At 60.1% G+C, this 20056-nt stretch carries 18 protein-coding genes; 7 read left to right on the plus strand and 11 right to left on the minus strand.

Going from position 1 to position 20056, the window contains the following annotated elements:
• Positions 1-94 precede the first annotated feature (94 nt).
• The 3 genes from rho to AC3IUA_RS29485 all read right to left on the minus strand — a co-directional run bounded on the left by rho (position 95) and on the right by AC3IUA_RS29485 (position 2761).
• Positions 95-1354, minus strand: coding sequence for a transcription termination factor Rho (gene rho, locus AC3IUA_RS29475; RefSeq protein WP_019694195.1), 1260 nt, complete (start codon positions 1352-1354; stop codon positions 95-97).
• A gap of 247 nt (positions 1355-1601) precedes the next feature.
• Entirely contained in the window at positions 1602-1931 is a 330-nt protein-coding gene (trxA, locus tag AC3IUA_RS29480) for a thioredoxin TrxA (RefSeq protein WP_489358295.1), read from the minus strand.
• 122 nt (positions 1932-2053) lie between these two features.
• Positions 2054-2761 (minus strand): FadR/GntR family transcriptional regulator, encoded by a 708-nt coding sequence (locus AC3IUA_RS29485; protein ID WP_489358297.1) that lies wholly within the window; start codon positions 2759-2761, stop codon positions 2054-2056.
• Positions 2762-3015: 254 nt separating this feature from the next.
• Here AC3IUA_RS29485 and AC3IUA_RS29490 point away from each other — a divergent pair, with 254 nt between their 5' ends.
• The 5 genes from AC3IUA_RS29490 (at position 3016) to ppx (ending at position 7679) form a co-directional block, all read left to right on the plus strand.
• Positions 3016-3801: a transporter substrate-binding domain-containing protein gene (locus tag AC3IUA_RS29490; protein ID WP_489358298.1), complete on the plus strand. Its 786-nt coding sequence runs from the start codon at positions 3016-3018 to the stop codon at positions 3799-3801.
• A 21-nt stretch (positions 3802-3822) separates the two neighbouring features.
• Positions 3823-4491, plus strand: a complete 669-nt coding sequence (locus tag AC3IUA_RS29495; protein ID WP_489358299.1) for an amino acid ABC transporter permease — start codon at positions 3823-3825, stop codon at positions 4489-4491.
• The gene (locus AC3IUA_RS29500) at positions 4488-5138 is read left to right on the plus strand and encodes an amino acid ABC transporter permease (protein ID WP_489358300.1); all 651 of its coding nucleotides are present in this window, start codon (positions 4488-4490) and stop codon (positions 5136-5138) included. Before AC3IUA_RS29495 ends, AC3IUA_RS29500 begins: the two co-directional genes overlap by 4 nt.
• Positions 5125-5862 carry an amino acid ABC transporter ATP-binding protein gene (locus AC3IUA_RS29505; protein WP_489358301.1) on the plus strand — a complete coding sequence of 246 codons (738 nt, stop codon included), beginning with the start codon at positions 5125-5127 and terminating at the stop codon, positions 5860-5862. Before AC3IUA_RS29500 ends, AC3IUA_RS29505 begins: the two co-directional genes overlap by 14 nt.
• Positions 5863-6176: 314 nt before the next feature.
• On the plus strand, positions 6177-7679 hold the full coding sequence (gene ppx, locus AC3IUA_RS29510) for an exopolyphosphatase (protein WP_489358302.1): 1503 nt from the start codon (positions 6177-6179) through the stop codon (positions 7677-7679).
• Positions 7680-7912: 233 nt separating this feature from the next.
• Here the strand turns inward: ppx and ppk1 are convergent, their stop codons facing one another.
• Both ppk1 and hemB read right to left on the minus strand, forming a co-directional pair.
• Entirely contained in the window at positions 7913-10132 is a 2220-nt protein-coding gene (gene ppk1, locus AC3IUA_RS29515; protein ID WP_489358303.1) for a polyphosphate kinase 1, read from the minus strand.
• An 18-nt stretch (positions 10133-10150) separates the two neighbouring features.
• The gene (gene hemB / locus AC3IUA_RS29520; RefSeq protein ID WP_489358304.1) at positions 10151-11164 is read right to left on the minus strand and encodes a porphobilinogen synthase; all 1014 of its coding nucleotides are present in this window, start codon (positions 11162-11164) and stop codon (positions 10151-10153) included.
• 207 nt (positions 11165-11371) lie between these two features.
• On the opposite strand from hemB, the gene AC3IUA_RS29525 reads away from it, so the two are divergent.
• A complete protein-coding gene (locus AC3IUA_RS29525) occupies positions 11372-11995 on the plus strand; it encodes a DedA family protein (RefSeq protein WP_489358305.1) in 624 nt (207 codons plus the stop codon).
• Here the strand turns inward: AC3IUA_RS29525 and AC3IUA_RS29530 are convergent.
• The gene (locus tag AC3IUA_RS29530) at positions 11976-13211 is read right to left on the minus strand and encodes a sterol desaturase family protein (protein WP_489358306.1); all 1236 of its coding nucleotides are present in this window, start codon (positions 13209-13211) and stop codon (positions 11976-11978) included. The two genes, AC3IUA_RS29525 and AC3IUA_RS29530, sit on opposite strands and share 20 nt — an antisense overlap.
• 114 nt (positions 13212-13325) lie before the next feature.
• On the opposite strand from AC3IUA_RS29530, the gene elbB reads away from it, so the two are divergent.
• Positions 13326-13994: an isoprenoid biosynthesis glyoxalase ElbB gene (elbB, locus tag AC3IUA_RS29535; RefSeq protein ID WP_489358307.1), complete on the plus strand. Its 669-nt coding sequence runs from the start codon at positions 13326-13328 to the stop codon at positions 13992-13994.
• 81 nt (positions 13995-14075) lie between these two features.
• On the opposite strand, the gene AC3IUA_RS29540 is transcribed toward elbB, so the two are convergent.
• The 5 genes from AC3IUA_RS29540 to abc-f all read right to left on the minus strand — a co-directional run bounded on the left by AC3IUA_RS29540 (position 14076) and on the right by abc-f (position 20056).
• Positions 14076-14531 (minus strand): YaiI/YqxD family protein, encoded by a 456-nt coding sequence (locus AC3IUA_RS29540; protein ID WP_489358308.1) that lies wholly within the window; start codon positions 14529-14531, stop codon positions 14076-14078.
• A gap of 147 nt (positions 14532-14678) precedes the next feature.
• On the minus strand, positions 14679-16577 hold the full coding sequence (locus AC3IUA_RS29545; protein ID WP_489358309.1) for an FTR1 family protein: 1899 nt from the start codon (positions 16575-16577) through the stop codon (positions 14679-14681).
• 240 nt (positions 16578-16817) lie between these two features.
• Positions 16818-17450, minus strand: a complete 633-nt coding sequence (locus AC3IUA_RS29550; RefSeq protein WP_489358310.1) for a LysE family transporter — start codon at positions 17448-17450, stop codon at positions 16818-16820.
• A 102-nt stretch (positions 17451-17552) separates the two neighbouring features.
• Positions 17553-18146 carry a mechanosensitive ion channel domain-containing protein gene (locus AC3IUA_RS29555; protein ID WP_489358311.1) on the minus strand — a complete coding sequence of 198 codons (594 nt, stop codon included), beginning with the start codon at positions 18144-18146 and terminating at the stop codon, positions 17553-17555.
• Positions 18146-20056 carry a ribosomal protection-like ABC-F family protein gene (abc-f, locus tag AC3IUA_RS29560; protein ID WP_489358312.1) on the minus strand — a complete coding sequence of 637 codons (1911 nt, stop codon included), beginning with the start codon at positions 20054-20056 and terminating at the stop codon, positions 18146-18148. Before abc-f ends, AC3IUA_RS29555 begins: the two co-directional genes overlap by 1 nt.

Genomic DNA, 20056 nt, shown 5'->3' on the forward strand with positions numbered 1-20056 from the left:
GAACCCACCGGTTCAGAATAGTGACCTGCCCGGATCATGAATAATCAGACAGCAAAAAGCCGGGTCTCCCCGGCTTTTGCTGACTTTCTGCGATTTACTTGCGTTTCATCGACAGGAAGAATTCATCGTTGGTCTTGGTCTGCTTGAGCTTGTCGACCAGGAACTCGATGGCCGCGACTTCGTCCATCGGGTGCAGCAGCTTGCGCAGGATCCACATGCGCTGCAACTCGTCGTCAGCGGTCAGCAACTCTTCACGGCGGGTGCCGGAGCGGTTGATGTTGATCGCCGGGAACACGCGTTTTTCAGCGATCTTGCGATCCAGAGGCAGTTCCATGTTGCCGGTGCCTTTGAATTCTTCGTAGATCACTTCGTCCATCTTCGAGCCGGTTTCAACCAGCGCGGTGGCGATGATGGTCAGCGAGCCGCCTTCTTCGATGTTTCGCGCAGCGCCGAAGAAACGTTTAGGTTTCTCCAGGGCGTGAGCATCGACACCACCGGTAAGGACCTTGCCGGAGCTCGGGATAACGGTGTTGTAGGCACGAGCCAGACGGGTGATGGAGTCGAGCAGGATCACCACGTCTTTCTTGTGTTCGACCAGGCGCTTGGCCTTTTCGATCACCATTTCGGCAACCTGCACGTGGCGGGTTGGCGGCTCGTCGAACGTCGAGGCAACCACTTCGCCGCGCACGGTGCGCTGCATTTCGGTCACTTCTTCCGGACGCTCGTCGATCAGCAGAACGATCAGGTGAACTTCCGGGTTGTTCCGGGCGATGTTCGCTGCGATGTTTTGCAGCATGATCGTTTTACCGGCTTTCGGCGGAGCAACGATCAGGCCGCGCTGGCCTTTACCGATCGGTGCACACAGGTCGATCACACGGCCGGTGAGGTCTTCGGTGGAACCGTTGCCGGCTTCCATTTTCATCCGCACGGTCGGGAACAGCGGGGTCAGGTTCTCGAAGAGAATCTTGTTTTTCGCGTTCTCGGGACGATCGTAGTTGATCGTGTCGACCTTCAGCAGGGCGAAATAACGCTCGCCTTCCTTTGGAGGGCGGATCTTGCCAACGATGGTGTCACCGGTGCGCAAGTTGAAGCGACGGATCTGGCTCGGCGAGACGTAGATATCGTCTGGGCCGGCAAGATAGGAAGCGTCAGCAGAGCGGAGGAAGCCGAAGCCGTCCTGGAGAATCTCCAGCACGCCATCACCGGAGATTTCCTCACCGCTTTTAGCGTGCTTTTTGAGCAGGGAGAAAATCACGTCCTGCTTGCGCGAACGGGCCATATTTTCTATGCCCATCTGTTCGGCCAATTCGAGCAGTTCGGTAATCGGCTTTTGCTTGAGTTCAGTCAGATTCATATAGGAATGACGTAATCATTTATGGAGGGGGGAAATTAAGCTTTTGGCTTAATGAGGCCGCGCCGCAGAGAAGGCGACAGGATCGCGTACTAATCGAAAAGGAGAGCGTCGGCGACGGCTTGCAGGGGGCAAAGGAGAAACCAGTGCGGGGCCGAATGTACCACCTGAGTTTCAGAGCGTCTAGCCCTCTCTCATGAAAAAGCCCCGCAATTTGCGGGGCTTTTTCATGACGCCATAACAACGACGCTTAGATGTTGGCGTCGAGGAAGGCAGCCAGTTGCGACTTCGACAGCGCGCCGACCTTGGTGGCTTCGACGTTACCGTTCTTGAACAGCATCAGCGTAGGAATACCACGCACGCCATGCTTGGCCGGAGTTTCCTGGTTTTCGTCGATGTTCAGCTTGGCGACGGTCAGTTTGCCAGCGTAGGTGCTAGCGATTTCGTCCAGAACCGGGGCGATCATTTTGCAAGGACCGCACCATTCAGCCCAGTAATCGACCAGCACAGGGCCGTCGGCTTTCAGTACTTCCTGCTCGAAGCTAGCGTCGGTGACGTGCTTGATAAGATCGCTGCTCATGGATGTCTCCGGGGTTGTAAGCGAAAAAAACGTTGCCCATCATAGCCGCCCTTCCCGCGTTCAGGAAGCCGCAGGTGATTGACTCTCACTATGGTGGCGCACGAGTTTGTGTATAGCTCAACTCAGGACGCTGCGGGAGTCACGATGGCAATCCCGGTGCGCAGGGCAGCGTTACGCACATGCCCTTGCATGGCCTTCTGCGCAGCGCCGGACGCCCGGCGCGCCAAGGCCCGGAGGATCTTGCGGTGTTCCTGCCAGGTTTCCATGGCCCGCTCGGGCCGGATGAACGGTAGCTTCTGACTCTCCAGAAACAGCTCGGCGCTGGTACTGAGGATGCTCGACATCGCTTGATTGCCGCTGGCCAGCAAGAGGGTGCGGTGAAACTCGAAATCCAGACGCGCCGCGGCGTCGAAATCCTCGGCCAGCAGTTTCTTACGCATTGCCTCGACATTGTCCTCCAGGGCATCCAGTTCATCCGCTGTCAGCGTCACCGCCGCCAGCCCCGCGGCAAAACCCTCCAGGGCATAACGCAACTGGAAGATGTCCACCGGTGAGGCCTGGGCTGCGAAAGGCCAGGAGCCAGCCGATTCGCTGCGGGGCAGGTCGATCAGCGACTGCACGAACACGCCTTTGCCCGGCTGTACTGTGATCACCCCCAGCGCGCTCAAGGACGATAAAGCCTCACGCAACGACGCCCGACTGACACCCAGCTGCAACGCCAGATCCCGCTGCGAGGGCAGCACGTCCCCTGGGCCGAAGCCTTGTTCGGTGATCAGTTTTCGAATGGCTTGCAGGGCCACTTCGGGTACGGCGCGGGAGATAGAATTCATGGTTTTTTCAGAGAATCAGGCCATTGACCGGCTAGTTGTAAAGCTATTGGCGCTTCACGGCAAGTCACGCCCCAAGCAGGTTCAAGCCTGTCGGTCGATGCTCCTTAACGGCGCGAAAAGCGCTACAACTGTTCAGACCAGTAAGACCGCTTAACTCCAGACAAACCCTGCTCGCCAGCGCATTTCGCGGCAACTGGCATGGGCTGTGCAAAGTCCGAACTCAGAAATCACTTCCCTGGATTCGGAGAATTGCCATGACCAAGCGTTGCAGCGCCCTACTCACTGCCCTGTTGGCCAGCCTGATGCTGAGCCAGGCTCCCGCCTATGCCGATGGCCTGGAAGAGGTGGTCAAGCGCGGCACCCTAAAGGTCGCAGTGCCCCAGGATTTCCCGCCCTTCGGCTCGGTCGGGCCGGACATGAAGCCCCGTGGCCTGGACATCGACACCGCTGCGCTGCTCGCCGAGCAACTCAAGGTCAAACTTGAGCTGACCCCGGTCAACAGCACCAACCGGATTCCGTTCCTGACCACCGGCAAGGTTGATCTGGTGATCTCCAGCCTCGGCAAAAACCCTGATCGCGAAAAAGTCATCGACTTCTCCCACGCTTACGCACCCTTTTATCTCGCGGTGTTCGGCCCGCCCGATGCAGCCATCAATAACCTGGACGACCTCAAAGGCAAAACCATCAGTGTCACCCGCGGCGCCATCGAAGACATCGAGCTGACTGCCGTGGCCCCCCAAGGCGTGACCATCAAGCGCTTCGAAGACAACAACTCGACCATCGCCGCCTACCTCGCCGGCCAGGTGGACCTGATCGCCAGCGGCAACGTGGTGATGGTCACCATCAGCGAACGTAACCCCAAGCGCATTCCCGCCTTGAAAGTGAAACTCAAGGACTCGCCGGTCTACATCGGCGTGAACAAGAACGAGCCGGCGCTGCTGGAGAAGGTGAATCAGATTCTGGCCACCGCCAAAACCGACGGCAGCCTGGAAAAACATTCGCAGCGGTGGCTCAAGCAGCCGTTGCCGGCCGATCTCTGATCGCTGTCAGGGAGGTTAGCCATGGCTTATCAATTCGATTTTTTACCGGTGCTGGAAAACACCGGGCTATTGCTGCGCGGAGCGCTGTTCACCCTTGAGCTGACAGCCATCGGCGCAGCACTCGGGATCAGCCTGGGAATCGTCGGCGCAGTGGTTCGGGCCTGGCAGATCAAGCCGTTCGCCGCCATTTTCGGGGTGTATGTCGAGTTGATCCGCAACACGCCGTTTCTGGTGCAGCTGTTTTTCATTTTCTTTGGCCTGCCCTCCCTCGGCGTGCAGATTTCCGAATGGCAGGCCGCCGTGCTGGCGATGGTGATCAACCTTGGTGCCTATTCCACGGAGATCATTCGAGCGGGAATTCAAGCGATTCCACGCGGACAGCTGGAAGCGGCAGCCGCGCTGGCGATGAGCCGCTTCGAAGCCTTTCGCCATGTGGTGCTGCTACCGGCGCTGGGCAAGGTCTGGCCGGCACTGAGCAGCCAGATCATCATCGTCATGCTCGGCTCGGCGGTATGTTCGCAGATCGCCACCGAGGAACTGAGCTTCGCCGCCAACTTCATTCAGTCGCGCAACTTCCGCGCGTTCGAAACCTACGCCCTGACCACACTGGTGTACCTGTGCATGGCGCTGATGATCCGCCAACTGCTGAACTGGGTCGGTCGGCGCTACATCGCCCGGAGCAGCCAATGAACGATTTCACTTTGCTGGACGTCGTGCGCAACCTGCTCACCGGTCTGCAATGGACCCTCGCGCTGTCGCTGGTGGCGTTCATCGGTGGCGGACTGATCGGCTTGCTGATCATGACCCTGCGAATTTCCGACAAGGCGTTCCCTCGGGCGTTAGCTCGCACCTACATCGAGCTGTTCCAGGGCACACCCCTGTTGATGCAGCTGTTTCTGGTGTTCTTCGGCGTGGCGCTGCTGGGATTGGATATCTCGCCCTGGCTGGCGGCAGCGATTGCCCTGACGCTGTTCACCAGCGCCTACCTGGCGGAGATCTGGCGCGGCTGCGTCGAATCGATTCCCCATGGCCAGTGGGAAGCCTCCTCGAGCCTGGCGCTCAATCCCCTGGAACAACTGCGTTACGTGATCCTGCCGCAAGCGCTACGCATTGCCGTGGCACCTACCGTGGGTTTCTCGGTGCAAGTGGTCAAAGGCACTGCGGTGACGTCGATCATCGGCTTCACCGAACTGACCAAGACCGGAGGCATGCTCGCCAATGCGACCTTCGAGCCTTTCATGGTCTACGGCCTGGTGGCGCTCGGTTACTTCCTGCTCTGCTACCCCCTGTCCCTTAGTGCGCGCTACCTGGAAAGGAAACTGCATGCCTCTGCTTAGAATTACCGCCCTGCATAAATACTACGGCGAGCACCATGTGCTCAAAGGCATCGACCTCAGCGTCGAGGAAGGCCAGGTGGTGGCGATCATCGGCCGCAGCGGCTCGGGCAAAAGCACCCTGCTGCGAACCTTGAACGGCCTGGAATCGATCAACGACGGGGTGATTGAAGTCGATGGCGAATACCTGGACGCCGCTCGTGCCGATTTGCGCAGCCTGCGGCAGAAGGTCGGGATGGTGTTTCAACAGTTCAACCTGTTCCCGCACCTGACCGTCGGTGAAAACGTCATGCTCGCGCCACAGGTGGTGCAAAAAGTACCTAAGACCAAGGCTGCCGAACTGGCGCGACAGATGCTAGAGCGGGTAGGCCTCGGAGAAAAGTTCGAAGCCTTCCCCGATCGTTTGTCCGGCGGCCAACAGCAGCGCGTGGCCATTGCCCGGGCGCTGGCCATGTCACCGAAAGTCTTGCTCTGCGACGAAATCACCTCGGCCCTGGACCCGGAATTGGTCAACGAGGTGCTCAGCGTGGTCCGGCAATTGGCCAAGGACGGCATGACGCTGATCATGGTCACCCACGAAATGCGCTTTGCCCGCGAGGTGGGAGACAAGCTGGTGTTCATGCATCAGGGCAAGGTGCATGAGGTCGGTGATCCGAAACTGTTGTTCGCAAGGCCGCAAACGGCAGAGTTGGCGAATTTTATCGGGACGGCTGAAACCGCAGGTTGAGCTATTCCTGGGTTGCCGAGGAACCCCTGTGGCGAGGGAGCTTGCTCCCGCTCGGCTGCGCAGCAGGCGCAAAACCGGCGGATGAGGCCTGTCTTTGAAACCTAGGTTGCCGGTTTTAGGACCGCTTCGCGCTCCAGCGGGGGCAAGCCCCCTCGCCACAGGGGAGCAGCGTTCGGCCAGAGTTTTGATCGATTTCCACGCTCGCCGGGGAGAATGATCAATCAAAAGATCGCAACCTTCGACAGCTCCTGCGCGTTGGCGTCAGCGTTTGATCGTGGCAGGATGGCAAGGTTATCGACCGAGACCCCTTAACCATGCCGCAATCCCAAGCCAAGAATCTGTCCCTGATCGCCGCCATCGACCTGGGCTCCAACAGCTTCCACATGGTCGTGGCCAAGGCCCAGAACGGTGAAATCCGTATTCTGGAGCGGCTCGGCGAGAAAGTTCAGCTGGCCGCCGGGATCGATGAAGAGCGTCAACTCTCAGAAGAATCCATGCAGCGCGGGCTCGATTGCCTGAAGCGTTTCGCTCAACTGATCAGCGGTATGCCCCCGGGCGCGGTCCGTATCGTCGGCACCAACGCCCTGCGCGAGGCGCGCAACCGTGCCGAATTCATTCGCCGCGCCGAAGAAATCCTCGGCCACCCGGTAGAAGTCATCTCCGGCCGTGAAGAAGCCCGACTGATCTACCTCGGCGTTTCCCACACTCTCGCCGACACCCCGGGCAAGCGCCTGGTGGCCGACATCGGCGGTGGCAGTACCGAATTCATCATCGGCCAGCGCTTTGAACCGCTGCTGCGCGAAAGCCTGCAAATGGGCTGCGTCAGCTATACCCAGCGCTATTTCCGTGACGGCAAGATCACCCCGGCCCGCTACGCCCAGGCTTACACCGCGGCGCGGCTGGAGATCATGAGCATCGAACACGCCTTGCATCGCCTGACCTGGGATGAAGCCATCGGCTCCTCGGGAACCATCCGCGCCATTGGCCTGGCATTGAAAGCCGGCGGGCACGGTACCGGCGAGGTCAATGCCGAAGGCCTGTCCTGGCTCAAACGCAAGCTGTTCAAGCTTGGCGATGTCGAAAAAATCGACTTCGAGGGCATCAAGCCCGACCGCCGGGCCATCTTCCCGGCCGGCCTGTCGATTCTCGAAGCGATCTTCGATGCTCTCGAACTGCAACGCATGGACCACTGTGAAGGCGCTCTGCGCGAAGGCGTGCTGTATGACCTGCTGGGCCGCCATCACCACGAAGACGTCCGTGAACGCACCCTCAGCTCGCTGATGGAGCGTTATCACGTTGATCTGGACCAGGCGGTACGGGTCGAGCGCAAGGCGCTGCACGCCTTCGATCAGGTGGCAACCGATTGGGATCTGGATGACGGCGTCTGGCGCGAACTATTGAGCTGGGCGGCCAAGGTCCATGAAGTCGGGCTGGACATTGCCCACTATCAGTACCACAAACACGGCGCCTACCTGATCGAGCACTCCGACCTGGCCGGCTTCTCCCGCGAAGACCAGCTGATGCTGGCGCTGCTGGTGCGTGGCCACCGGCGCAATATTCCCAAGGACAGGTTCGCCGAGTTCGGCGATGACGGCATCAAGCTGATTCGCCTGTGCGCATTGCTGCGATTTGCGATTCTGTTCCATCACATCCGCGGCACCCAGGAGATGCCGCAGGTGACACTGCATGCCACTGGCGACAGCCTGGATGTGCTGTTCCCGGAAAACTGGCTGGACGAGAACCAGCTGACTCAGGCCGACTTCGCGCTGGAAGCGGAGTGGCTGACCCGAGTCGGCTTCGTGCTGAACGTTCGCTAACCAAAAACGCCGAAAAACACCCCACAGGATCTGCGTAGGAGCTGCGTAGGAGCTGTCGAGTGAAACGAGGCTGCGATCTTTTGATCTCGACGTCCATCCAGACAACGAGCCGTCTGCTGGAAAGATCAAAAGATCGCAGCCTACGGCAGCTCCTACACGGACCAGTCAGCATTTGAAAGTTGTGTTTCCCGGACAACCCTCGAGAAGAGTTGTCCGGAAGACAGCGTCCCGCCTCAGCGTACGCTCAGGATCGGACTGCCCAAACGCTCCAGCAGCGTTGCCTGGGCACTGCGCGGGTTCTGGTTGCCGGTCGGCGAGTTGCGTATGTAACGGCCGTCCGCCTGCAGGCTCCAGCTATGAGTGTTATCGGTGAGATAAAGCTCCAGCTCTTTCTTGACCCGCAGAATCAACTTCTTGCCCTCGACCGGGAAGCAGGTCTCGACGCGCTTGTCGAGGTTGCGTTCCATCCAGTCGGCGCTGGACAGGAACATCTGCTCTTCGCCACCGTTAAGGAAGTAGAACACCCGCGTGTGCTCCAGGAAGCGACCGATGATCGAGCGCACATGGATGTTGTGCGAGACCCCGGCGATACCCGGTCGCAGGCAGCACATGCCACGTATCACCAGATCGATACGCACTCCGGACTGACTGGCCTTGTACAGCGCGCGGATGATTTTCGGATCGGTCAGCGAGTTGAACTTGGCGATGATGTGCGCCGGTTTGCCGTCGAGGGCGAACTGGGTTTCCCGGGCAATCATGTCGAGCATGCCCTTCTTCAGGGTGAACGGCGCGTGCAGCAGCTTCTTCATGCGCAAGATCTTGCCCATGCCGATCAACTGGCTGAACAACTTACCGACGTCTTCACATAGCGCGTCATCGGACGTCAGCAGGCTGTAGTCGGTGTACAAACGGGCGTTGGCGGCGTGGTAGTTGCCGGTCCCCAAGTGGGCGTAACGGACGATCTCCCCGGCTTCGCGACGCAGAATCAACATCATCTTGGCGTGGGTCTTGAAGCCGACCACGCCATAGATCACCACCGCGCCGGCCGCTTGCAGACGACTGGCCAGCTGCAGGTTGGACTCTTCGTCGAAGCGCGCGCGCAATTCGATCACCGCGGTGACCTCTTTGCCGTTTCGCGCCGCATCGACTAACGCATCGACGATTTCCGAGTTCGCGCCGCTGCGGTACAGGGTCTGACGGACCGCCAGTACATGGGGATCCTTGGCCGCCTGACGCAGCAGGTCGACCACCGGCGTGAAGGACTCGAACGGGTGCAGCAGCAGGATGTCCTGCTTGCTGATCACACTGAAAATGTTCTCGCTGTTCTGCAGCAGCTTGGGAATCTGCGGGGTGAACGGCGTGTATTGCAGCTCTGGATGGCTGTCCAGGCTGGTGATGCTGAACAGGCGCGTCAGGTTGACCGGGCCGTTGACCTGATACAACTCGGTCTCATGCAAGTTGAACTGTTTGAGCAAGTAGTCGGACAGGTGTTTCGGGCACGTGTCAGCCACCTCCAGACGCACCGCGTCACCGTAGCGACGGGAGAACAACTCGCCACGCAGGGCGCGGGCCAGGTCTTCTACATCTTCGGTATCGACTGACAGATCGGCGTTTCGGGTCAGCCGGAACTGGTAGCAACCCTTGACCCTCATGCCCTGGAACAGGTCATCGGCGTGGGCGTGGATCATCGACGAGAGGAACACGTAGTTGTCGCCGGTACCGCAGACCTCTTCCGGAACCTTGATCACCCGCGGCAGCAGGCGCGGCGCCGGGATGATCGCCAGACCGGAATCGCGACCGAAGGCGTCGATGCCTTCGAGCTCGACGATAAAGTTCAGGCTCTTGTTCACCAGCAGCGGGAACGGGTGCGTCGGGTCCAGACCGATCGGGGTGATGATCGGCGCGATCTCGTCGCGGAAATAACGGCGCACCCAGGTCTTGAGTTTAGTGGTCCAGTGGCGTCGACGAATGAAGCGGACCTGATGCTTCTCCAGCTCCGGCAACAGAATGTCGTTGAGGATCGCGTACTGGCGGTCGACGTAACCGTGTACCTGCTCGCTGATACGCGCCAGCGCCTGATGCGGTTGCAGGCCATCGGCACCGGCCTGCTCACGGGCGAAGGTGATCTGTTTCTTCAGACCGGCGACACGAATTTCGAAGAACTCGTCCAGGTTGCTGGAGAAGATCAGCAAAAACTTCAGCCGCTCCAGCAACGGGTAGGACTCATCCAGCGCCTGTTCCAGCACGCGGATGTTGAACTGTAGTTGCGACAACTCGCGATGGATGTACAGGCTACTGTCATCCAGGCTTGGGACCACAATCGCCGGTGCCGCGGGCTGCGGCTCGACCACCGCCGGCGGTGGAATTTCCAGCTCCGGCAGGATTTCGACGATTTGCTCGACCACCGGTTGAGCGTCAGTTACTTCAACTTCAAGAAGTCCTTCGGTATTCATCGCGTGTTCCTGGGAGGGCTATTTTCGCTCTCGTAACAATTGAGCAGCACGAACGGCAAAGTAGGTCAGGATGCCATCAGCACCTGCACGCTTGAAAGCGGTCAGGGATTCAAGAATAACCCCTTCGCTCAGCCAGCCATTCTGGATTGCCGCCATGTGCATGGCGTATTCACCGCTGACCTGATAGACAAAGGTCGGCACTTTAAATTCTTCTTTGACCCGATAAAGGATGTCCAGGTACGGCATGCCAGGCTTGACCATGACCATATCCGCGCCTTCTGACAAGTCGGCGGCCACTTCATGCAGGGCTTCGTTGCTGTTGGCCGGGTCCATTTGATAGGAAGCCTTGTTGGCCTTGCCCAGATTCAGCGCAGAACCAACGGCGTCGCGGAACGGTCCGTAATAGGCGCTGGCGTACTTCGCCGAATAGGCCATGATCCGCACGTTGACGTGATCGGCCAGTTCGAGGGCTTCGCGGATCGCCTGGATCCGGCCGTCCATCATGTCCGACGGCGCCACCACCTGAGCACCGGCAGCGGCATGGGACAGCGCTTGCTTGACCAGCGCGTCGACCGTGATGTCGTTCTGCACATAGCCTTCTTCGTCGAGGATACCGTCCTGGCCGTGAGTGGTGAACGGGTCCAGTGCCACGTCGGTGATCACCCCCAGTTCAGGGAAGCGCTCGCGCAGCGCACGGGTCGCACGCTGGGCGATGCCGTCCGGGTTCCAGGCTTCGGCGGCGTCGAGGGATTTGAGTTCAGGCGGGGTTACCGGGAACAGTGCCAGCGCAGGAATCCCCAGCTCGACCCACTTCGCCGCTTCTTCGAGCAGCAAATCGATGGTCAGGCGCTCGACGCCCGGCATCGAAGCCACTGCCTCGCGACGGTTCTCACCGTCCAGCACAAAAACCGGGAGGATCAGGTCATCGACAGTCAGGACGTTTTCACGCACCAGACGACGCGAGAAATCATCACGACGGTTGCGACGCAGGCGGGTTGCAGGGAACAAACGATTGGCGGGGGTAAAGCTCACGGCAGACTCCTGAGCCCGCACTGGCGGGCGAGTGTGACAGTTATAAGCCGACATTATGACTAAGTCATTACAGTCGTGCTTACCCCTGTGACCGGTAGTCGCAGCCATTGTCCTTGTAGGAAATGTTCACGTCGAGACACATTTGGATACTTTCCTGAATGTGTCTGAAGGGTTAGGCTGCGCGTTCATTTCGCCAGCATCCAGACAATGCTCCAACAACTTCTTCAGGAATTCGGCTACTTCGCCCTCTTTCTCGGCACGTTCTTCGAAGGCGAAACCATTCTGGTGCTCGCAGGCTTCCTCGCGTTCCGCGGATACATGGATATCAACCTGGTGGTGGTCGTGGCCTTTCTCGGCAGTTATGCCGGTGATCAGCTGTGGTACTTCCTGGGGCGCAAGCACGGCCGCAAATTGCTGGCGCGCAAACCGCGCTGGCAACTAATGGGCGATCGGGCGCTGGAGCATATCCGCAGGCACCCGGATATCTGGGTGCTGAGCTTTCGCTTCGTCTATGGCCTGCGCACGGTAATGCCGGTAGCGATCGGTCTGTCCGGCTATCCACCGGGACGTTATCTGCTGCTCAACGGGATTGGCGCCGCGATCTGGGCCACCGCCCTGGCCGCCGCCGCTTACCATTTTGGCGCGGTGCTCGAAGGGATGCTCGGCAGCGTCAAGAAGTACGAGCTATGGGTACTGGGTGCGCTGCTGGTGCTGGGTTTCGGCCTGTGGCTGCGCCGGCGCCTGAAGAATGCCCGACTGGCGAAAAAGATCTACGAAGAGGAACAGGCCGAATACGCCAAATCCAGCAAACCTACGACGCCAGGCGAGTGAGTCGGCTTCTGCAGCAGTAGAGACCGATACCACTGAGCAGGCTGTAACTGAGCAGGCCGATCCAGCCCACCGCGCTGGCCGGCCATAGCCCCAGCAACGGCGCCAGCCATACCAGCGGTACGTTCAGTGCCAGGCGCAACAACTCCAGCTTCAACGCCCATGGGCGATTCTCCAGGGCCACGCCCAGCACAAACAGACCGAGCGCTACGGCGCTCCAACCCAAGACCAGTGCGGCCGTTGGCAAACTGTCAGCCAGGTTCATCAGGTAGCTGCCAAGCGCGATATAGACGGTGAACTGCAGTGCGACGTACCACTGCTGTCGCCCATCCAGTGGCACCTCGAACTTGCGGAACTGGCTCAGGTCCGGCTTGTTCAGCGGGTACCTCGCCGCCACGTCCGCCGGGCGCCAGCCAGTTGGCATGAACCAGATCCGCAGCTTGTCCTTCCAGCGTTCGGTGCTACGCGCATCGCTCAGCAACTGCGCATAGAACTGCACATTGGCCCACAACGGGTTCCAGCTCGCCAGCGGCGTGGTCACACCGAAAATGACCGGCTCGTTGTCGTCCTCTTCCTGGAATGAACCGAACAATCGGTCCCAGATAATGAACACCCCGCCGTAGTTGCGATCCATGTAGAGAGCATTCTGTGCATGGTGGGCTCGATGATTGGACGGCGTGACGAAAAACCATTCGAACCAGCCGAGCTTGGGTATGTGCCGGGTATGCACCCAGAATTGATACAACAGGTTCAGTGCCGCGACACTGACGAACACCAGCAACGGCACACCGAATACTGCCATGGGCAGGTAGAAGATCCAGCTCAACAGGAATCCGGTACTGGTCTGGCGCAACGCCGTGGACAGGTTGTAGTCCTCGCTCTGATGATGCACCGAGTGCGCCGCCCAGAGGATGTTGCGCTCATGCCCCAGGCGATGCAGCCAGTAGTAGCAGAAGTCATAGAAGACAAAGGCAAACACCCAGACCCAGACGCTCTCTGCCGGCAGCTCGAACAGCGCCAGATGCTGCAGGGCGAAGGCGTAGGTGATCAGCCCGACGCCTTTGGTCAACAGCCCGGTGGTGGTCGACAACACGCCGGTACTGAGGCTGTTGATCGCATCCGCCACGCGATAATTACTCACACCCCGCCACCGGTCGGCCAACAGCTCGACGGCTATCAGCACAAAGAAAAACGGCACTGCATAAAGGATGAAGTTCATGACGCGACCTGATCAGAATCTTTACCCGCAGATTAGGTGTACTCGCGAAATAACCCTATGGCAACGAGTGACAAATTAGTGGACATTTAACGCCATGAACCTGGAGAAAAAACCATGAGTAAAAAAGTTGCAGTGATACTTTCCGGCTGTGGCGTCTATGACGGCGCCGAGATTCATGAAAGCGTGATCACCCTGTTGCGCCTGGATCAGCGCGGCGCGCAAGTGCAGTGCTTTGCACCTGACATTGCGCAATTGCACGTGATCAACCACCTCACGGGCGAAGAAATGCCTGAATCGCGCAACGTGCTGATCGAATCGGCGCGCATTGCCCGCGGCCAGGTAAAGGATATTCGCGAAGCCGACGTATCCGACTTCGACGCGCTGATCGTGCCCGGCGGTTTCGGCTCGGCGAAAAACCTCTCCAACTTCGCCATCGAAGGCGCCGGTTGCAGCATCCAGCCAGAAGTCCTGGCCCTGACGGAAGCCTTTGCCGAAGCCGGCAAACCGGTCGGGCTGATCTGCATTTCGCCAGCCCTGGCTGCCAAGATCTATGGCCCCGGCGTGACCTGCACCATCGGCAACGATGCCGAGACCGCCGCAGCCATGACCAAAATGGGCGCCACCCACGCAGAGTGCGCCGTGAGCGACATCATCGAAGACAAAGCACGCAAACTGGTCAGCACCCCGGCCTACATGCTGGCGCAATCCATCAGCGAAGCGGCTTCAGGGATTAACAAACTGGTCGATCGGGTGCTGGAGCTGACTCACGAGAATGATGTGTAAGCAAATCAAAAGATCGCAGCCTTCGGCAGCTCCTACGCCGACCGTGCTCGACTGTAGGAGCTGCCGCAGGCTGCGATCTTTTCAGGCGTTACGCATCAACCGGGTAAGGATCCGGTCCAGCGAATTGGCGAACGCCTGCTTCTCGCGCTCACCATGGGGCGGCGGGCCGCCCCCCATCTGGCCCTGATCGCGCAGGTCGGTGAACAGGTTGCGCACCGCCAGCCGCTCACCCATGTTCTGCGGGTCGAACTCCTTGCCACGTGGATCGAGGGCGGCGACGCCCTTCTTGATCAGCCGATCGGCCAGTGGCACATCACTGCAAATCACCAGTTCGCCGGGCAATGCGTGTTCAACCAGATAGTCATCGGCCGCATCCGGGCCACTGGGCACCACGATCAACTTTACGCAGGCATAGCCCGGCTTGATCTGGCTCTGCCCCGCCACTAGCAGCACTTCGAACTGGCGCTTCAAGGCAAACTTGATCACTTGCTCCTTCGCCGCCTTGGGGCAGGCATCGGCATCGATCCAGACACGCATGGTTTGTTGCCCTCAAAAAAATCAAAAGATCGCAGGCTGCGCCAGCTCCTACGGATTGTCGTTCACACCCTACAACGTGTGTACGCGGTCCATGTAGGAGCTGGCGCAGCCTGCGATCTTTTCGCCATCACACCGACCGGGATTCGATCAAGACGCCCGCATCCGCCGCTTCTCTGCCATGCGACTACGGCTGTAAAGCACGACGATCGCCAGAATCGCCACGGCCTGAGCACTCAGCGAATAGGCATCAGCGTGGATCCCCAGCCAGTCAAAGTCAAAAAACGCCACCGGCCGGGTGCCAAAGATCCCGGCTTCCTGCAAGGCTTTGACCCCATGCCCGGCAAATACCACCGACAGCGCGCACAACAGCGCGGCGTTGATCCCGAAGAACAGCGCCAGTGGCAATTTCGCCGAGCCGCGCAAAATCACCCAGGCCAGACCGATCAACAGCACCAGCGCCGTTGCACCACCGGCCAATACGGCGTTATGACCCGCCGGGCCCGACTGCAGCCAAAGGGTTTCGTAGAACAGGATCACTTCGAACAACTCGCGGTAAACCGAGAAGAACGCCAGGATCGCAAAGCCGAAACGCCCGCCGCCGCTGACCAGGCTGCTCTTGATGTAATTCTGCCAGGCCGCCGCATGACGGCGGTCGTGCATCCACACGCCGAGCCAGAGCACCATGACGCTGGCGAACAACGCCGTGCAACCTTCCAGCAATTCACGCTGGGCACCGCTGACATCGATCACGTAAGCCGCCAACGCCCAGGTCGCCAGACCGGCCACCAGCGCCAGACCCCAGCCGACGTTGACGCTGCGCACTGCCGATTGCTGACCGGTGTTACGCAGAAACGCCAGGATCGCCGCCAGTACCAGAATCGCTTCCAGGCCTTCGCGCAGCAGGATCAGCAGGCCGGAAATATAGCTCAGGGACCAGCTCAAACCATCGCTGCCCAACAGGCCGGCAGATTGCTTCAACCTGGCTTTCGCTGCTTCCAGACGCTGCTCGACCTGGGCTACCGGCAAACCGTCCTGCAGCGACTGACGGTAAGCCATCAGCGATTTCTCGGTGTCCTTGCGCACGTTGGCGTCGACGTTGTCCAGGGAGCTTTCGACCAACTCGAAGCCTTCCAGATAGGCCGCTACCGACAGGTCATACGCCTGTTCGTGTTCGCCGGCGCGATAGGCTGCCAGGCTTTTGTCCAGGGTCGACGCTGTGTAGTCGAGCAACTGAGCCGGGCCGCGCTTGACCTGTGGAGGCTGAGCCCGTTGAGCACGGAAGGTAGCCGCGGCTTCAGGGCCTTCGGCGGCCAGCACTTCACCCGGGGTTTGCCGGGCCAGGTCGGCAAGGTTGAAGGTCTTCTGGTTTTTTGCCGTAACCGGGGCGGCGCTGAAACTGGCAATGTAGGTCGCCAGATCCCAGCGCTGACGGTCGTCCAGTTGATCGGCGAAAGACGGCATGTCCGTGCCTTCAACGCCCAGCCCAAGGGTGTTGTAGAGCCCGTAGAGGCTTAAGCGATCCAGGCGTGAGGCATCGCGCAGGTTGGCCGGTGGCGGCGTCAGACCAACGCCTGCCGGGCCCTCGCCCGCGCCGCTGTCACCGTGGCAGACCGAGCAATGCTGAGCGTAGAGCGGCGCACCGCGAGTCGGGTCCGGGGTGATGATCGGCGCTTGGCTGACCTCGTAGGCCACCGCCAGCTTCGCCCCCAACTGCCGCGCCTGGCGGGCGACCGTCGCTCCGTCCTGGCGAGCGGTGATGGCGGCGCGCAGGCTGCTGACACCCTGCTCCAGCTCGGCCCGCTCAGGCTTGGCCGGCAAACCGCCAATCAACCCCTGCAGAACACCGAGAAATTCCAGCTGTTCGCTGTACTCGGAGGAATCGACAACCTTGCCCGCCTGGACCGAGGCCGGGTAATCCGCACCAATGTAGTCGAGCAAATGCAGCGCCTGGGGAGCGCCTTCCACAGTGTCGGCCAGCAGATTGAAACTGCATAACGCAAACACCGGCAACACTAACCAGGCCAGGAAACGGGACGAGGCACTCATGAACGAATCTCAATTGGAAACAAGAAGTAACACATTGTTCACTTCGAATGCGTTTCGCTCAAGCGTTGTCGTTCATTCAAACCTGGCAGCAGGAGTCGGACATAGCCCCACAATGCCCGCTCGCACTAGGCTTGGAGAGGTTTTTCGGTAGGTACGAAATGTGTAACGAGAACGCCCCCGTAGCAGCTGCCGAAGGCTGCTACGGTTGATCGGCATTGACCGCAGGGAGTAGTGCTGCGCTTAAACCGCTGAGCGGCGAATGGTCGCCAGCAACCCTGCCGCGCCAATGAACAAACCGGCAAAGGTGCGGTTCATGCGGCGCTGCTGTTTCGGTGTACGCAGCAGGCGCAGGACCTTTGAAGCAAGCCCGGTGTAGCCCGCCATCACGATCAGATCGACGATGATCATGGTCACGCCGAGGATCAGGTACTGGGCCACCAGTGGCGCGTGGGGGTCGATGAACTGTGGCAATACCGCGAGCATGAACACCAACGCCTTGGGGTTGCTGACGTTCACCAGGAACCCGCGAAACACCAGCGCCAGCGGCTTGCCGATCTGGCGGATGGCCGCGTCGTCATTCAGGTCGCTGGGCAGCGCGCGCCATTGCTTGACCGCCAGATAGACCAGATAGGCCACGCCGAACCACTTGATCGCATAGAAGGCCGTGGACGAAGCCGCGAGAATGGCCCCGACACCTGCGGCGACAATCGCGATCTGCATCGCCAGACCCAGTTGCAGGCCCAGGGCGTTCCAATAGCCGCGCCAGAAGCCGTACTGCAAACCACAGGACATCGACGCAATGGCGCCGGCACCAGGAGAAAGACTGATCACCCAGCAGGCGGCAAAAAACGCCAGCCATGTTTCAAGCACCATCGCACACCTCACTCAGACTCGTTGCAGACGTCTAAACTAATGCGCCTTCTGGCGAATGACTACCGATTTTTTGAAAGACTTGAGCCCTGCCGACCAGCGTTATCAGCTGCCCGGCAGTTTTTCGCTAGCGCTCAACGGGAATACATCACTGCCGCGCCAGCGGCGGACCGAGCGCTGGAAGAACAGGCTGTTCGGCACTTGTACCATGGCGCTGCCGTTGCCTGCCTCAGCGGACTCGATCAACGTGGTGTAGAGCAGATTGATCGCCACCACCCGACCTTTGACGCCCGGTTTGTCGGTGGTGTCCACCAGCTCGACCACATCGCCCAGGCGGAACGGCCCGACAGTGAAGATCAGAATCGCGCAGAGCAGGTTGGACAGCACACTCCACATGGCGAAGAACGCCACTGCCGCTACCGCGACAAACCCGGACAACGCCGTCCACAGCACGGTTGCAGAAACGCCCAGGCGCTCCAGCACAAAAATCAGCGCGCTGCCCATGATCAGCCAGCGCAAGCCACCGCGCAGCGGCATCAGCAATTGCGGCGGGAACGGATAGCGCTGACCCAGGCGGGTCAGGCCCCTGGCCACGAAACGCTGGGCCAGATAACCGGCCAGCAGGATCAGCAGAATTTGCCCGACAAACAGCAGCGGCTCGATCCACACGGCAGACATTGGCAGCTTGAACGCCTCCATCAGGACAGCGCCTCCAGCTCCGACTGCAGGCTCTCGAGTTGCTCCAGGGCTTCCATCCAGGTCTCTTCCAGCTCGGCTTCACGAACTTTCAGCCGGGCCTGTTCGGCCAGCAGTTCGCGCAGTTCATCCTTGCGGGCCGCTTCGTAAACCGCACTGTCGCCGAGGCTGGTTTCGATTTTCGCGAGTTTTTCGTGGAGCTTGCCCAGCTCGACTTCGAGCTTGTCGGCTTCACGCTTATGCGGCGCCAGTTGCTGACGCAATGCAGCGGCTGCCTGGCGCTGGGCCTTCTTGTCGGTTTTGTCGGGATTGACCGGCGAGTTATTGACCGGCGCATTGCGCAGTCGATAGTCAACCAGCCAGCGGGCGTAGTCTTCCAGGTCGCCGTCGAATTCCTCAACCTTGCCATCGGCAACCAGCAAGAATTCATCGGTGGTGCTTTTCAGCAAGTGCCGATCATGGGAAACCACCAGCACCGCACCGGTGAACTCCTGCAAGGCCATGGTCAGCGCCAGGCGCATTTCCAGGTCGAGGTGGTTGGTCGGTTCGTCGAGCAACAGCAGGTTTGGCCGACCCCAGGCGATCAATGCCAGTGCCAGACGGGCCTTCTCGCCACCGGAAAAATTCAGCACCGGCTCATCGATGCGCGCACCACGGAAGTCGAAACCACCGAGGAAATCGCGCAGGGTCTGCTCACGCTCGGTCGGCGCCAGACGCTGCAAATGCAGCAGCGGGCTGGCCTTGGAATCGAGAGAGTCCAACTGGTGCTGGGCAAAGTAGCCGACCACCAGGTTCTCACCGCGCACCAGTCGACCGGCCAAGGGCTCCAGCTCACCGGAGAGGTTCTTGATCAGCGTCGACTTGCCTGCGCCGTTCGGACCAAGCAGGCCGATCCGGGCACCCGGAGTCAATTGCAGCTTGACCTTCTCCAGCACGGTCTTCTCGCCGTAACCCAAACGGGCATCGGAGAGATCGAGCAACGGACTGGAGATCTTCGCCGACTCGCGGAACACGAAATCAAAGGGCGAGTCGACGTGGGCGGCCGACAACTCTTCCATGCGCTCCAGGGCCTTGATCCGGCTCTGGGCCTGACGAGCCTTGGTGGCCTGGGCCTTGAAGCGGGCAATGTAGCTTTCCATGTGCGCACGCTGCGCCTGCTGCTTCTCGTAGGCTTGCTGCTGCTGGGCCAACCGTTCGGCGCGAGCGCGTTCGAAAGCACTGTAGCCACCGCGATAGAGGGTGATTTTGCGCTGTTCGACGTGGGCCACATGGTCGACCACGGCGTCGAGGAAGTCGCGGTCGTGAGAGATCAGCAGCAACGTGCCGGGGTAGCTCTTGAGCCAGTCTTCGAGCCACAGAATGGCGTCGAGGTCCAAGTGGTTGGTCGGTTCGTCGAGCAACAACAGGTCTGACGGGCACATCAGTGCCTGTGCCAGGTTGAGGCGCATTCGCCAGCCACCGGAGAAATCACCGACCTGGCGATCCATTTGCTCGTTGGTGAACCCCAGTCCGGCGAGCAGCTTGCGCGCCCGGGCATCGGCGGTGTAACCGTCGGCGCTATCGAGCTCGGCATGCAGGCGCGCCTGAGCGGCACCGTCATGGGCCGCTTCGGCGTCCGCCAGCTGCTGCTGCACCTGACGCAGTCGCAGGTCGCCATCGAGCACGTAGTCGACCGCTACCCGTTCAAGGGTATCGACCTCCTGGCGCATATGGGCGATACGCCAGTCCGCCGGCAGGAAGCAGTCGCCCGAGTCAGGGGTCAATTCCCCCTGGAGCAAGGCGAACAGGCTGGATTTACCGGCGCCGTTGGCACCGATCAGGCCGGCTTTGTGACCGGCGTGCAGGGTCAGCTCGGCGTCTTCTAGCAGACGTTGCGGGCCACGCTGTAATGTTAGGCTTTGAAGTCGGATCAT

Source organism: Pseudomonas sp. KH_050 (genome assembly GCF_057838875.1).